Here is a 13,901-nt window from a genome sequence, read left to right on the forward strand (position 1 = left end):
ATGTCCCACGACCTCGACAAGGCCTTGACCGGTATTTCCGGCATTCTCGTCACGCCCTACGACACGGACGGGAATGTCGCACCCAAACGCCTTCAGCCGATCATCGACCACGCGTTGCAGGCCGGTGTCCACATCCCCGTCGTCAACGGCAACACGGGCGAGTTTTACGCCCTGACGACAGACGAAGCCTGCACCATGGTGCGTGAGGTGACGGCGATGGTTGCCGGTCGCGCACCGGTGCTGGCCGGCATCGGCCGGTCGATCCGCGACGCCTGCCGCCTCGCCACGGCTTCCGCCAATGCGGGCGCCGCCGCGCTGATGATCCACCAGCCGCCGGATCCCTTCGTTTCTCCGCGCGGAACGGTCGAATACGTCAAGGCGGTCAGCGAGGCTTCCGGCGGCCTTCCGGTCATGCTCTATCTGCGCAACGATGCGATCGGGACCAAGGCGATTGCCGACCTTTGCGCCCTTCCGGGTGTGAGGGGCGTGAAGTGGGCGACGCCGAACCCGATGAAGCTTGCCGAGGCGATAGCGGCCTGCGATCCGTCGATCGTCTGGGTCGGCGGCCTCGCGGAAGTCTGGGCTCCCACCTTCTACGCGGTCGGCGCGCGGGGCTTCACCTCCGGTCTGATCAATCTCTGGCCGGAACGTTCGATCGCGATCCATTCGGCGCTCGAGGCCGGCGACTATGCCACCGCCCGCGAACTGATCGCCGGCATGCGCGCCTTCGAGGAAGTGCGCGCCGAAGAGCTGAACGGAACCAATGTCACCGGCGTCAAGGCCGCTCTCCAGGCGGTCGGCAAGGATTGCGGCCCGACGCGGCCGCCGTCCGCCTGGCCTCTGACCGCCGGCCAGCAGGAAAAGATGTTCGCTTTCCTGAGATCCTCAGGACTCGTCTGAACCCACCCAGAGGAAAGCCCCGTCATGAAATCTGAAACCAGATCCAAACTCATGGGCGTGTCCGTCGCGACGCTGGCGACTGCCCTCTTTAAGCGCGGCCTGCGCAACCAGGTGATCCAGGGCGTCCATCCGGTGGCCTCCAAGGGCCGCAATATGGTCGGCCCTGCCTTCACGCTGCGCTACATGCCTGCCCGGGAGGACCGCAACCAGCTCAGCGAGTTCCGCAATCCGAAGCATCCCCAGCGCGTCGCGATCGAGACCTGTCCCGAAGGCCATGTCATGGTGATCGACAGCCGCAAGGATGCCCGGGCGGCAAGCGCGGGCGATATTCTGATCACCCGGCTCATGATGCGCGGTGGCGCCGGCATCGTGACCGACGGCGGCTTCCGCGACGCCGCAACGATCGGCGCGCTCGACATTCCGGCCTATCACGCCCGCCCCTCAAGCCCGACGAACCTGACGCTGCATGAAGCGATCGAGATCAATGGGCCGATCGGTTGCGGCGATGCGCCGGTCTTTCCCGACGACATCGTCGTCGGCGACGAAGACTGCGTGATCGTCATTCCCGCCCATCTGGCCGAGGAGGTGGCCGACGAAGCGGTGGAAATGTCGGCTTACGAGGATTTTGTGGTCGAGCAGGTGAAGAATGGCCAGACCATCATCGGTCTCTACCCTTGCACGAAGGAGGAACACCAGGCCGCTTTCGCCGAGTGGCGAAAGAGTAACGGCCGATAGACCGTTGCGCTACCAGAGGAGCAGGAAAGCCGTGGCATGAACCTGTCCGTTTAATGGAAGGCGACCCGGATTTGAGAACACATGTGTCAGAAGGAGGAGGAGGGACGCAAATGCAAGCACCGCAGGATCCAACGCGATCACTCCGGTCGCGGCAGGCACGTTTCGCGAGATGTGCTCGTGCGAGAGATGAGAGAAGCCATGAAATCGATTGGTCGCAGAAAGGGATGGCAAGGCGTGCCATTCGGAAATCCGCCAGCCTTCCGGCCGTGCTTTACATGCGCTGCTGGTAGCGCTACCAATTCAGATGGAGGACGCGGCAAGACTGCAAGCTGCGTATGTATGGAGTGGACGTCTCCCTCGCAGGCGTCGCATCGCTCGGGAGGGAATCGATGGCATCCGTTGCGATCCGCGATGTCTACAAATCCTTCGGCGCCGCCGAAATTCTCCATGGCGTCGGGATCGATATAGAAGACGGCGAGTTCGTGACGCTGGTCGGCCCGTCGGGCTGTGGGAAGTCGACACTGTTGCGCATGATCGCGGGCCTCGAAGGCATCACGCGCGGCGAGATCGCCATTGGCGGGCGCATTGTCAACACGGTCGCCCCCAAGGAGCGCGACATTGCCATGGTGTTCCAGAATTACGCGCTTTACCCACATATGACGGTGCGCGAGAACATGGCGTTCTCCCTGATGTTGAAGCGTGTCTCGAAGCAGGAGAGCGATGGCAAGGTCGAGCGTGCCGCGGAAATTCTCAACCTCACGCCGCTGCTGTCGCGCTATCCCCGGCAGCTTTCGGGCGGGCAGCGGCAGCGCGTGGCCATGGGCCGGGCGATCGTGCGCGACCCGCAGGTCTTTTTGTTTGACGAGCCGCTCTCCAATCTCGATGCCAAACTGCGCGTGCAGATGCGCGCGGAGATCAAGGAACTGCACCAGCGCCTGAAGACCACGACCGTCTATGTCACTCACGATCAGATCGAGGCGATGACGATGGCCGACAAGATCGTCGTCATGCATGACGGCAATGTGGAGCAGATCGGACGACCGCTCGATCTTTATGACCGGCCGGACAATCTTTTCGTGGCAATGTTCATCGGTTCTCCAGCAATGAACATGCTGACAGGCCGCATTGGCGCCGGCGGCTTCGAAGGCAGCGGCGGCGTCGCCATAGATTTGCCGCGGACGCCGCAAAACCTGAATAACGGTCCGGTGGTGCTTGGCATACGGCCCGAGCATCTGCGCCTTTCCGACCACGGCTTCCCCATCACCATTTCGGTCGTCGAACCGACCGGGTCGGAGTTGCAGATCATCGGCCGCGCGCCTGGCGGTGAAGAGATCGTCGCGAATTTCCGTGAACGCCACCCGTTCCAGCCCGGCGAAACCGTCAAGCTTGCCGCCGAGCCGAGCCTGATCCATCTTTTTGACGCAGATACGGGCCGCCGGCTTTGAACATGCCTAGGTCTCAGCCAATCAAAACAGGAGGAAATGGCAATGAGATTTACCAGACGCGACGTGATCCGAACCAGCGCCGGTGCGGCGGCTGCCGGAGCAATCGGCAACCGCCTGCTTGGCACGCCAGCCTTTGCCCAGGATGCGCCGAAATACACGCCCGAAAAAGGCGCCAAGCTCAGGCTCCTTCGCTGGTCGCCGTTTGTCCAGGGCGATGAGACCGCCTGGCTGGCGCTGACGAAGAAATTCACTGATGCCACCGGTGTCGAGGTGCGCGTCGACAAGGAGAGCTGGGAGGACATTCGTCCCAAGGCGGCGGTCGCGGCCAATGTCGGCTCGGGCCCCGACCTGATGTTCGTCTGGTTCGACGATCCCTTCCAATATCCCGACAAGCTCCTCGATGTGACCGATCTCGGAGATTATCTGGGCAAGAAGTATGGCGGCTGGCACGAGGGCCCGAAGAGCTACGCCACCAAGGACGGCAAGTTCATCGGCTTGCCGCTGGCCACCATAGGCAACGCCATCGTCTACCGCGAGAGCTGGGTCAAGGAGGCCGGTTTCTCCGAGTTCCCGAAAGACACCGACAGCTTCCTCGAATTGTGCAAGGCCGTGCAGGCTAAAGGCCATCCGGCCGGCTTCACCCATGGGCATGGCGTCGGTGACGGCAACAACTACGCTCATTGGCTGTTGTGGAGCCATGGTGGCAAGATGGTCGACGAGAACAGCAAGGTGGTGATCAACAGTCCCGAGACGATGAAGGCGATCGAATATGCTCAGGCGCTCTACAAGACCTTCATCCCCGGCACGGAAAGCTGGCTCGACGTGAACAACAACCGCGCCTTCCTGGCCGGAGAGTTGTCCGTCATCGCCAACGGTATCTCGGCCTATGAAACCGCCAGGATCAACAAGGACAAGGATCCTAAGTTGACTGAAATGGCCAAGGACATCCGCACCGCTAGCTTGCCGATCGGTCCGATCGGCAAGGCGGTGGAGCTTTACCAGGTCACCTCGGCGGTGATCTTCAACTACACGCCCTATCCGAACGCGGCCAAGGCCTATCTGCAGTTCATGTTCGAGGAACCGCAGATGTCGGAATGGATCAAGGGCTCTTCCGGCTATTGCTGCCAAACCTTGAAGGCCTACGACGACAATCCGATCTGGAAGGCCGATCCGAACTATGCGCCCTATGCCAAAGCGTCCGCAACGCTGCGCAACAACGGCTACGCCGGGCCGCTCGGCTACGCTTCGGCCGCCACCATGGCCGACTATGTGCTGGTCGACATGTTCGCCAAGGCGGTGACCGGTCGGGCGACGCCACAGGAGGCAATGGAAGAGGCCGAGAAGCGCGCCAACCGGTATTACCGGGTGTAGTCCGCACGTCTTCTTCCGTTCACGGAAGAAGACGCTTGTATTTTCGGGTCGGCCGCAGCGTGGGTCGAGACGTGCCGCCGAAATGCAAGCGCCCTATAAGGAGAGCGCGGGGCCGTGAGATCCGCACGCCAGCAGTCTTCTCCACGAAGGCGGAAAGACTGCTGGCTCCGGCCACTCGATACCCACCAGAGGAGCTTTTTTCATGGCCGTGACAACCACCGCTGCCCCGCCCCGCCCCTCCTTCTTGTCGCGCATTGCGGAAAGCCGCGGGCTGCTTAGCTTCGGCTTTATGCTGCCGACAGTGGTGCTACTGCTGGTCTTCCTGACCTATCCGCTGGGGCTCGGCGTCTGGCTCGGCTTCACCGACGCCCGCATCGGCAGGCCGGGCGTCTTCATCGGCCTGGAAAACTACGAATATCTCTGGGACGACAGCGTGTTCTGGCTGTCCGTGTTCAACACGCTTCTCTACACGGTGAGCGCGTCGATCCTGAAGTTCGCCCTCGGCCTATGGCTGGCGTTGCTGCTCAACGAGAACCTGCCGTTCAAATCCTTTTTCCGCGCGGTGGTGCTTCTTCCCTGGGTGGTGCCGACGGTGCTGTCGGCGATCGCTTTCTGGTGGATCTACGATTCGCAGTTCTCGATCATCTCCTGGGCTCTCAAGCAGATGGGCCTCATCGATCACAACATCAATTTCCTTGGCGATCCGCAAAACGCCCGCGCTTCGGTGATCGCCGCCAATGTCTGGCGCGGCATTCCCTTCGTCGCCATAACCCTGCTCGCCGGCCTGCAGACGATCCCGCAATCGCTCTACGAAGCTGCCACGCTGGACGGCGCCGGTCGCTGGCAGCTGTTTCGCTATGTCACCCTACCGCTGCTGACGCCGATCATCGCCATTACCATGACCTTTTCGGTTCTGTTCACCTTCACCGATTTCCAGCTCATCTATGTGCTGACGCGCGGCGGCCCGGTGAACGCCACACATCTCATGGCGACGCTTTCTTTCCAACGCGGCATTTCGGGCGGGCAACTCGGTGAAGGCGCAGCGATCGCGGTAGCGATGATCCCCTTCCTGCTAGGCGCGATCCTGTTCAGCTATTTCGGCTTGCAGCGGCGCAGATGGCAGCAAGGCGGCGGAGATTGAGATGGCTCTAATCAACGCTAAACCGAACCCCGCCGCCGGCGACGACGGTGGCATGACCTATTTGCAAAGCATGCCGCGCCGCGTGGTGACGGTCTACCTTCCGTTGGCGATTTTCGTCATCGTGCTGCTCTTTCCCTTCTACTGGATGACGATCACCGCCATCAAACCCAACGCGGAGATGACAAGCTACGATACATCGAGCCCGTTCTGGGTGGTCCACCCGACGTTGCAGAACATCCGTTACCTGCTGTTCGAGACCTCCTATCCGGGCTGGCTGCTCAACACGACGATCATCTCGGTCGCCGCTACCGTGCTTTCGCTCATCGCCGCGGTGTTGGCTGCCTATGCGATCGAGCGGCTGCGCTTTTCCGGGTCGCGCCAGGTCGGGCTCGCCGTCTTTCTCGCCTACCTAGTGCCGCCGTCCATCCTGTTCATTCCGCTGTCGGTCATGGTCTTCAATCTCGGGCTCTATGACACGCCCTTTGCCCTGATTTTGACTTATCCGACTTTCCTGGTGCCTTTCTGCACCTGGTTGCTGATGGGCTATTTTCGTTCCATTCCCTTCGAACTGGAAGAGTGCGCGCTCATCGATGGCGCCAGCCGCTGGCAGGTGCTGACCAAGATCGTGCTGCCGCTGTCGGTGCCGGGGCTGATCTCCGCCGGTATCTTCGCCTTCACGCTGTCGTGGAACGAGTTCATCTACGCTCTGACCTTCATTCAGTCGTCCGAAAACAAGACCGTGCCGGTGGGCGTGCTGACCGAGCTCGTCCGCTCCGACGTCTACGAATGGGGTTCGCTAATGGCCGGCGCCCTGATCGGGTCGCTGCCGGTGGTGATCCTTTATTCCTTCTTCGTCGAGCACTATGTTTCGTCAATGACCGGGGCGGTCAAAGAGTAGCCCAGCGCAATAGGGCAACTGACAGCAACGGCAATTTCCGGCGTTCCGCCATCGCAGCTGAGTCCACACGATACCCGGTGGCCGAACACGGCGTTAGCAGACGAATTCGCCAAAACTCTTGGCTTCCTTCAGGCGACGCTTCTCGATCGCTGGTAATCGTCCTTCGCCGATGGCGCGCCTCGCGTCGATGCACTTCTCCCGAGCCCGGGCGAGTGAAATCCCGTCGCGTCCGTACCCTCTCAGACAGATGGTCTCCCGGCGGCCGTTGAGCCTGTAATCCAGGCGAAAGGAGATCGCGCCACTTGGCATAACGCGGACATACATCCCGTCGTGGTCTGCAACTTTGTAGTACCGTCATGAGCCTGATTGGCCGCGACGGTACTTTTGAAAATTCGTGTGAGCAATATGCCGAAGGCCCGTCAGGCAGGCCGCCAAAGCCAAGCTCTGCGTACCGATAGTCACCGAGTGTCGGCGAACGGGTTCATTTTTGTTTTCAACGGCTTGCGTCGTATTACGGCATAGACTCGGCGGCGTTTGTGTAGGCCTGAATCACTCCCACTCGATTGTTCTAGGCCACGGTAACACATTGATCTAACAATTCTGCGCACGACGAAGATCCGTCTCACCGATCCGTCAGAAATTTTCGCTCTTGATTTCAAAGGGAAATTTCGGCGATCCAAAATCCCTCGGTTCCAGCGACTATCGGCATCGATTGGTCGATTTTCGACGTTCTTTAGCTGTGCCTTCACGATTAGCCCCGTCGGCAAAGAGGCCGTCACGGCTAGCAAGAGCCTCAACGATACACAGAAGGGGGCAGTCTCCGTCGCATGCCTGATCCGTCTCGGACTTACGCCTTGGCGCCGTTCTGAGCCGCCGCGAAGACGTCGCGAGCAGACGTCGTACCCGCTACGTGCTCCGTACCCTCGACTCCGAGGTCCATCCATCCCGCATTCACGGCTTCAAACATTTCTTCGGCAGGCCCGGTGCGGCCCTTCGGGATGCCGAATTGCTCGAACGCTTCCGCCCACCCTGCACGCGGGACTGCAAAGGCTTTCACGTCGAGATTCAGGACTTCACCCAATTGTTCGGCGACTTCATCCGCGCTGACCATCGAACCAAGCTCGACGACGCGCTGCCCTGACCAAGCTGGCTCGGTCAAAAGGGTTGCGACATCCGCGCCGATGTCGTTCGTCGCGACCATGGTCGATTTCCGGTTTGTCGGATTGTAGTAGACCGGTAGCGTTCCGCCCTGGGCAACCTGCAAACCGTAGAGGAAGTTTTCGAAAAATCCGCCTGCGCGCACAAAGGCGACCGGGGATTTTAGGTTTCGAAAGCCTTGCTCCAGAAGCGACAAGGCCGTGATCATCCCGAGCCCGTTGATTCTGTTAGCACCCATCGATGAAAGCGCAACCACTCGCGGCGGCGCTGCCTTGGTGAGCGCCTCGACATAGTTTGCAATCACGCCCTTTGCCTCTTGGTAATCGGGCGAGGGAGCCCAGACGGCCGGCAACATGACGAACGCGCCTTCGACGCCTTTGAGCGCTTGCTCGATGGCTGCCGAATCAGTCCAGTCGCCATCAACCAGCTCCACGCCCTGGTTCGCCCAGCTTGACGCCTTCTCGCGATTGCGGACCAGTGCGCGTACTTTCTTGCCATGCGCCAACAGATGTTCTGCCGTTGCGCCGCCCACCTTTCCTGTGATTCCCATGACTAAAAACATGTGTTTTCTCCTGATCTTGAGGGACGGAGCCGCCCAGTTGGTTCAACGGACGAGCGGCAGAAGGGACCGGATGCGGGGCGCGCGCAGGTAAAGGCCGCCCCATGTCATCGCACCCAGAAGCAGGGAAATAATTTCCGGCGGCGACCCCAACTCACCAATGCGGACATGTGCGCAGATCGCACCTCCCAAAAAGCCCGTCACTAGGATCGCGCCGAGGACTGCCGTGGCCGGGATGGCGTAAAGGATGGCGCAGGCGAGTATGATCGGACCCACGACACGGGTCAGGTCCATCGCGAAGCCGGTTTCCTGCAACATGCTCGCGATCTGTGCTGGCGCGAAAAGCTGAATAGTGCCGTCTGCCACCAGAGCGATCACGACAAACGCGCTCATTATCCGGCCGGCCCACAGGGCGCTTTGCAAGGTCATGGTTTCGGGCACCTAACGCAGGTTCATAGTTTGGGACATTGTCGTTCTCCGATGGGTCACGCCACCGGAGCTATTTCCGCAGCATCATGCCGCCGTCGATCTGCAAGACCTGTCCCGTTGTGTACGTATTGACCATTAGGAAGATATAGGCCGATGCCACTTCTTCTGGCGTCCCGAGACGCCCCAGTGGATTGATCTGAGAATAGGAGCGTATCCTGGCATCTATGTCCTCACGTGGCTTTGCGCGCCACAAGGCCGTGTCCATGAACGCCGGGGCGATGACGTTCACACGCACGCGCGGGCCGAGTTCAGAACCCAATCCTTGCGCCATGGCGGCGAGCGCCTCGTTCGCCACGTAGCTCGCCGCCGCCTCCTGCGCCCTAACACCGCTCCCCGAGGTGAACGTCATGCTGCCGCTCTCGCGGACGAGGGGTGCGGCAAAACGGGCGATCAGCAGATTGGTCCAGAACTTCGAATGCAGCACATGCCGCATCGAGTCGAGCGGTGTCTGCAGGAAACCGCCCGCCATGGTGTCGCCGATCATCGAGACAAGATGATCGAATTCTGGCAGGGCCGCGATGAAGCTCTCAAGGGCAGCGTGATCATGGGCATCACCCCCGATGGTCTGAACGTCGCCGCCGAGTTTTGACGCCGCATTCGAGAGCTTCATCGGATCCCGGCCGATGATGACCAGCGAAGCTCCTTGCGCCTGAGCTTGGCGGGCAATCGCCAAACCGATACCGGAGCTGCCGCCAATTACGACGACCTTTTTACCCTCAAGTAAAAGTGGCATGGCACAGTTCACTCCTTTGAAGCGAGCGCGGTCACCATTTCGATCGCGGGAATAACGGCGGTGCGGGTGGGTCAGACGGCCGGCTTGAGCTTGCCGGGTACCGTCCATTCTGCGCCCTTCATGAAGCTGTCATTGGGCGTCTGCGCGAGATGGTTCGTGTAGTTTGAGATGAGCTTGGTCGCTGCGAGCACGAGCACATCGAGCACGGCGCGGTTGTCATAGCCCCCAGCCTTCAGGGCTTCGACGTCGGCCTCGCTGACCGCGCCGCGCTGGCGCGTGACCTTGGCGGCGAATTGGCGCAGCGCCTCGAGCTTGGCATCGGCAATCGGCCGGCTCTCGCGGACCGCCGCGATCGCCTCGGGGGCCACCTTCGCCATCCGCGACAGGTTGGTGTGGCCCGCCATGCAGTAGGTGCACTCGTTCTCGTAGATGATGGCGAGATAGGCGATGTGGCGTTCCTGTGCGGTGAAGCTGGTCTTTTCGGCGATGCCCCAAAGGGTGTTGTAGGCCTCAAGCGCGGCCGGGCTCTCGGCCAGGACGCGGTGCAGATTGGGTACGAAGCCCCAGGCCTTCTGGACGCAGTTCAGGATCTCCGCCGAGGCTGCAGGAGCGGTCGCCGTCTCGTGAAGCTTGAAACCGTTAATCATGATCTCTCTCCTTGTTCTAAAGCTGCGTTCTAAGGAGAAGTATTGCTCATTCCGCAATCGGTGAGCAGATAGCATGGAGAAATACTTTCTATTCTGAATTGGAATATGGGCAGTGACGCGACTCCCGGTGCCGAGACATTGTCAGTAGTACGGCCAAGGATTTAATGCTTAAGACGAGGAATTCTTTGATGGCAGGTTCGCCAGGATCAGCACGAACACGCAGGACAGCGGACAAGAGCGTGATCATCCGGCGCACTCCGATGCAGCGCAGTGCCCAGAGCGCGCCGGTGAGGCGGTTGCCAGGGGCAACGTCGATCAGTGACAGCACGATCGCCGATGACAAAGGTAGCGGGCGCCGAAATTCCATAACGCCCCGCGACAACGCAGGCGTCGTACAGCACGGGAAGATCCTGGCCGAGTCGCTCCTCGGCATGACGGCAGACGAGATCGCCAGAAGTACCCCGCCCTCCGTTCCAATCTGCCCGCGCAGTTTGACAGGGCCGCGAGCTGAATGTCGACATCGCGTAGTTGCATAGAGGCCAAGAAGGAAAGCATGACCGGCCCCTTCTGAAGCTCAGCCGTCAGAGAAACGGGCTGTCCGCCATGGGTGGTGAGCGTGAAATCTGGCGCGCGATCGCCAGCGCGCACGCACGGCGCGCCGCTGATCTTTTTTGTCTCCGCGTATCCATAGCCACTCCGGCTCTGCCGGAAGAGAAAATAGCCATTCCAGGATATGTGTGGCAGAAAGCCCCGTGGCTATATGATCTATTCCAATGAGGCATGCGCATGGACCGGCTGTCGGCGATGGAGGCATTCGTGCTGGTGATCGATTCCGGCTCCTTCTCGGCCGCGGCGCGCCGTCTCAATGTTGGACAACCGGCGGTCTCGAAATCGGTCGCGCAGCTGGAGGACCGGCTCGGCGTCAAGTTGCTTCTTCGCTCGCCGCGCGGTCTGGCGCCGACCGAGGCCGGGCTCAATTTCTATGAACGGGCACGGCGCTCGATCGAGGAGGCAGAGGAGGCAGAGCTGGCGGCGCGCGGCGCCGGGCGCGGCCTCACCGGCAAGCTCAGAATCTGCGCTGCGGTCACTTTCGCGCGCATCCATCTGATTCCGCGTTTACCGGAATTCTTGGCACGCCATCCAGATCTTGAGATGGAGGTTGTGCTGGACGACCGGAATATCGACCTCGTGCAAGAGGGAATCGACGTGGCTTTACGCATGGGGCGGCTCGCCGACACGGCGCTGACCGCCCGCCGCATTGCCACAACTCGACATGCCGTGATCGGCACCGCCGCGTATTTCGCGCGGGCCGGCGAGCCTCGGTCACCCGGCGAACTGATTGCGCATGAGGCGGTGATCTACAGCCAGCGTGGCGGCGGCACGGTCTGGACCTTTCATCGCGACGGGGCAGAAGTGGCGGTCACGGTCAAAGGCCGGCTGCACGTTACGGCCGCCGAGGGGGTGCGCGCAGCCGTGCTGGCGGACGCCAGCATCGCCATCGCCTCGGATTGGATGTTCGCGCCCGAACTGACGGCTGGGACGGTCAAGGCGGTGCTCCAGGACTGGGACTTGCCATCAATGGATCTGTGGGCCGTCTATCCCACGGGGCGGGCGGCGACAACCAAGGCGCGCACGTTTATCGCCTTCGTCGAGGAGGTGATGCGACAGCCAGCGAGCTCGGGGAGCGCTGCATAGCTTCAACGATAGCCATGCACCGGGTTAAGCGGCGTCGGGGTATTCCTGATTGGAATGCATAATATCACCAAGCTGCGGCTACGCCGTTGATCTGGAATAGACGAAAGGACTGGAACACACCGAACGCCATGCGCTTGAAGACACGCTTCACGCAGGGTGTGGCGCAGTGGAGTCAGCCTTCGAGGTCGAGGACAGAGAGTTTCAATGTCCCTTCAATCAAACCGTGGCCAAGTGGCGCCAGCGGACAGCTCGGAGGCTCGGCGCTAGCTGGTTTATTTCCTATTTGTGACGCACAACGCCGACCCATCGACCGTCAAAAATCACACTTTTGATTTTGAAGGGAAAATCGTTGCAAAAAATATTTGAGGTTTCACCGACTATCGGGACCAATCGGAAGATTTCTCACATTTTGCTGCGTTCGATAGCGTGCCCCATGGTCTTGAAAGTACCGTCACCGCCCACCCAAGTAGCGCATTTTTTGTTCCAGAATCAGCGCTTCGCGATAGACCGGCGGGCACGACCCGCATCACGATGCCAACTGTTGAAATTGCCAATGCGTCTCGCACACTCTATCGCTAGAACCATCCAAAGAGTTCTGTCCGGAACGATTGATCATGGGTGGCGTGATTAGTGCGTAGTCAGCAGACCCTCGCGTCGCCTCAACCGAACCTTCCGCAAACCGATGCCTTTCGGCCAGGGCGTGTCTTCGTCTCTCGCTTGGTCGTCAGTTGTGTACTGATATCCATGCCAACGGCGGTCCAAGCTCACATAATTCAGTCTGGATCCGGGGGGTTCGGCAGCGGATTCGAACATCCGCTGACCGGCCCCGATCATTTTCTGGCGATGTTCGCCGTCGGCCTGTGGGGTGCTCAGATCGGCGGACGATCAATATGGACGCTGCCGGTTGCCTTCCCGCTGATCATGGTTCTCGGCGGCATCGCCGGCATTGCGGGGATCCCTCTACCCGGCGTGGAGATCGGAATCGCGCTTTCGATCATCGCGCTAGGACTGGCCATTGCATGCGCCTGGCGGCCGGCGGAATGGATGGCCTTGCTGTTGATCGCAGTGTTTGCGATCTGTCATGGATATGCTCACGGTGCGGAGCTTCCGAACGCGGCCGATCCAGCCGACTACGCAATCGGGTTTGTCATCGCCACCGGCTTGATCCATCTTCTTGGCATTGGGGTCGGGCTTGTTCTAGGCAAGCCGTTCGGCGGGCGGCTATCGCAAGTGCTGGGCGGGCTGATCGCGGTTGGAGGCGTCTATTTCCTTGTCACTTGAGAACGATACTGAGCGAACAGCGCCCGGGGCTCTGCGCTGGTCCGGCCCCCTGCTGGCATTCTTCGGGATTGCCTCGATCTGCGCTCTCATATTGGAGACGCGATCCGAACGGACAGTGACGACATGGTGGATTCTCAACAGTGGCCTTTCCGCAGAACGGGTCATGCCGCTTGCCGGATTGGGTGTGGCGATCGCACTAGCGCGCGGACGCCACGTGGCTGTCGCACTGGCAACATTCCTCCTGGGCGTCGTGCTCGGAATTGCCTTTCGTGATCAGTATCTCGCGATCATGGCGGACGTCCCCGGGGTGACGACGCACCTTTTCCTGACCGGGCCAGTTTCGGCGCTTACGGCCGGCCTGCTGTTGATCCTGCCTGCCCGCGTCAGACGATGGATTCTTCCCGTTGGCGCCATGTTGATCGGCGCGATGCTCGGTGTCGCCACAACGCTGACCGACCCCACCTTGCATGATCCCGCAATTTCGATGATCGCCACTCTCATCGGCTTGTGGATCTTGGCTGCCATTGGTCTCAGCGGGCACGCCTTCTGGCACGGCTGGTTTCCGATTGCCGCGCGCATCCTTGGCAGCTGGCTGATTGCGATCGGCCTTCTTCTTGGAGGCGCGGCAATTGCCTCCAAGCCTCCGGTGCTTGCGCCAACGCCTCCGCCGGCATCGTTGATCGAAGGCGGAGCAAACCGCTTTGAAACACCGTTTCCGGGCATCAATCGGCAAGGCGACCGTTCACGGAACGCTGCAAGGCCATCCCTTCCGTGAACAAGCGCTGTGAGGTTGCCGGGGAATTTCGGTCCGACCGTCTTTGCAGGGTACTTCTGAGGCTCCGCCGCCAA

At 60.8% G+C, this 13,901-nt stretch carries 13 protein-coding genes and 1 pseudogene; 9 read left to right on the forward strand and 5 right to left on the reverse strand.

Annotation, left to right across the window (positions count from 1 at the left end):
* The 6 genes from LB536_RS02020 to LB536_RS02045 all read left to right on the forward strand — a co-directional run bounded on the left by LB536_RS02020 (position 1) and on the right by LB536_RS02045 (position 6,490).
* Positions 1–900, forward strand: coding sequence for a dihydrodipicolinate synthase family protein (locus tag LB536_RS02020; protein ID WP_224589933.1), 900 nt, complete (start codon positions 1–3; stop codon positions 898–900).
* Positions 901–924: 24 nt separating this feature from the next.
* Complete coding sequence (locus LB536_RS02025) at positions 925–1,635, forward strand: ribonuclease activity regulator RraA (protein WP_140808238.1); 711 nt, start codon at positions 925–927, stop codon at positions 1,633–1,635.
* Between the two features lie 389 nt (positions 1,636–2,024).
* Positions 2,025–3,080, forward strand: a complete 1,056-nt coding sequence (locus LB536_RS02030; RefSeq protein ID WP_140756891.1) for an ABC transporter ATP-binding protein — start codon at positions 2,025–2,027, stop codon at positions 3,078–3,080.
* A 42-nt stretch (positions 3,081–3,122) separates the two neighbouring features.
* The gene (locus LB536_RS02035) at positions 3,123–4,451 is read left to right on the forward strand and encodes an ABC transporter substrate-binding protein (RefSeq protein WP_140506225.1); all 1,329 of its coding nucleotides are present in this window, start codon (positions 3,123–3,125) and stop codon (positions 4,449–4,451) included.
* A 289-nt stretch (positions 4,452–4,740) separates the two neighbouring features.
* Positions 4,741–5,592 (forward strand): carbohydrate ABC transporter permease, encoded by an 852-nt coding sequence (locus LB536_RS02040; protein WP_411908769.1) that lies wholly within the window; start codon positions 4,741–4,743, stop codon positions 5,590–5,592.
* Position 5,593: 1 nt separating this feature from the next.
* Positions 5,594–6,490, forward strand: a complete 897-nt coding sequence (locus LB536_RS02045) for a carbohydrate ABC transporter permease (RefSeq protein ID WP_140808246.1) — start codon at positions 5,594–5,596, stop codon at positions 6,488–6,490.
* 102 nt (positions 6,491–6,592) lie between these two features.
* Here LB536_RS02045 and LB536_RS02050 read toward each other — a convergent pair.
* The 5 genes and pseudogenes from LB536_RS02050 to LB536_RS02070 all read right to left on the reverse strand — a co-directional run.
* Positions 6,593–6,844: pseudogene (locus LB536_RS02050) on the reverse strand (Arm DNA-binding domain-containing protein); the annotation flags it as partial.
* A 493-nt stretch (positions 6,845–7,337) separates the two neighbouring features.
* Positions 7,338–8,210: an NmrA family NAD(P)-binding protein gene (locus LB536_RS02055; RefSeq protein ID WP_224589935.1), complete on the reverse strand. Its 873-nt coding sequence runs from the start codon at positions 8,208–8,210 to the stop codon at positions 7,338–7,340.
* Positions 8,211–8,252: 42 nt separating this feature from the next.
* Positions 8,253–8,636 carry a DoxX family protein gene (locus LB536_RS02060; protein ID WP_140756883.1) on the reverse strand — a complete coding sequence of 128 codons (384 nt, stop codon included), beginning with the start codon at positions 8,634–8,636 and terminating at the stop codon, positions 8,253–8,255.
* A gap of 70 nt (positions 8,637–8,706) precedes the next feature.
* Positions 8,707–9,429, reverse strand: a complete 723-nt coding sequence (locus tag LB536_RS02065; RefSeq protein WP_140756881.1) for an SDR family oxidoreductase — start codon at positions 9,427–9,429, stop codon at positions 8,707–8,709.
* 71 nt (positions 9,430–9,500) lie between these two features.
* Positions 9,501–10,076, reverse strand: coding sequence for a carboxymuconolactone decarboxylase family protein (locus LB536_RS02070; RefSeq protein ID WP_224589936.1), 576 nt, complete (start codon positions 10,074–10,076; stop codon positions 9,501–9,503).
* 786 nt (positions 10,077–10,862) lie between these two features.
* Between LB536_RS02070 and LB536_RS02080 the strand changes: the two genes are divergently transcribed.
* From LB536_RS02080 to LB536_RS02090, 3 genes are all read left to right on the forward strand, one after another.
* Complete coding sequence (locus LB536_RS02080; RefSeq protein WP_140756877.1) at positions 10,863–11,771, forward strand: LysR family transcriptional regulator; 909 nt, start codon at positions 10,863–10,865, stop codon at positions 11,769–11,771.
* 744 nt (positions 11,772–12,515) lie between these two features.
* Positions 12,516–13,052, forward strand: a complete 537-nt coding sequence (locus LB536_RS02085) for a HupE/UreJ family protein (protein ID WP_140757061.1) — start codon at positions 12,516–12,518, stop codon at positions 13,050–13,052.
* Positions 13,042–13,827, forward strand: a complete 786-nt coding sequence (locus tag LB536_RS02090; protein ID WP_224589938.1) for a hypothetical protein — start codon at positions 13,042–13,044, stop codon at positions 13,825–13,827. Before LB536_RS02085 ends, LB536_RS02090 begins: the two co-directional genes overlap by 11 nt.
* The last annotated feature ends 74 nt before the right edge of the window (positions 13,828–13,901 follow it).

Origin of the sequence: Mesorhizobium sp. ES1-3 (assembly GCF_020164795.1) — a bacterium.
Taxonomy (GTDB): Bacteria; Pseudomonadota; Alphaproteobacteria; order Rhizobiales; family Rhizobiaceae; genus Mesorhizobium.

Excerpts from the sequence above, each read along its gene's own strand:
- LB536_RS02020 (WP_224589933.1), top strand. The coding sequence starts at position 1 with ATGTCCCACGACCTCGACAAGGCCTTGACCGGTATTTCCGGCATTCTC.
- LB536_RS02025 (WP_140808238.1), top strand. The coding sequence starts at position 925 with ATGAAATCTGAAACCAGATCCAAACTCATGGGCGTGTCCGTCGCGACG.
- LB536_RS02030 (WP_140756891.1), top strand. The coding sequence starts at position 2,025 with ATGGCATCCGTTGCGATCCGCGATGTCTACAAATCCTTCGGCGCCGCC.
- LB536_RS02035 (WP_140506225.1), top strand. The coding sequence starts at position 3,123 with ATGAGATTTACCAGACGCGACGTGATCCGAACCAGCGCCGGTGCGGCG.
- LB536_RS02040 (WP_411908769.1), top strand. The coding sequence starts at position 4,741 with ATGCTGCCGACAGTGGTGCTACTGCTGGTCTTCCTGACCTATCCGCTG.
- LB536_RS02045 (WP_140808246.1), top strand. The coding sequence starts at position 5,594 with ATGGCTCTAATCAACGCTAAACCGAACCCCGCCGCCGGCGACGACGGT.
- LB536_RS02055 (WP_224589935.1), bottom strand. The coding sequence starts at position 8,210 with ATGTTTTTAGTCATGGGAATCACAGGAAAGGTGGGCGGCGCAACGGCA.
- LB536_RS02060 (WP_140756883.1), bottom strand. The coding sequence starts at position 8,636 with ATGACCTTGCAAAGCGCCCTGTGGGCCGGCCGGATAATGAGCGCGTTT.
- LB536_RS02065 (WP_140756881.1), bottom strand. The coding sequence starts at position 9,429 with ATGCCACTTTTACTTGAGGGTAAAAAGGTCGTCGTAATTGGCGGCAGC.
- LB536_RS02070 (WP_224589936.1), bottom strand. The coding sequence starts at position 10,076 with ATGATTAACGGTTTCAAGCTTCACGAGACGGCGACCGCTCCTGCAGCC.
- LB536_RS02080 (WP_140756877.1), top strand. The coding sequence starts at position 10,863 with ATGGACCGGCTGTCGGCGATGGAGGCATTCGTGCTGGTGATCGATTCC.
- LB536_RS02085 (WP_140757061.1), top strand. The coding sequence starts at position 12,516 with ATGCCAACGGCGGTCCAAGCTCACATAATTCAGTCTGGATCCGGGGGG.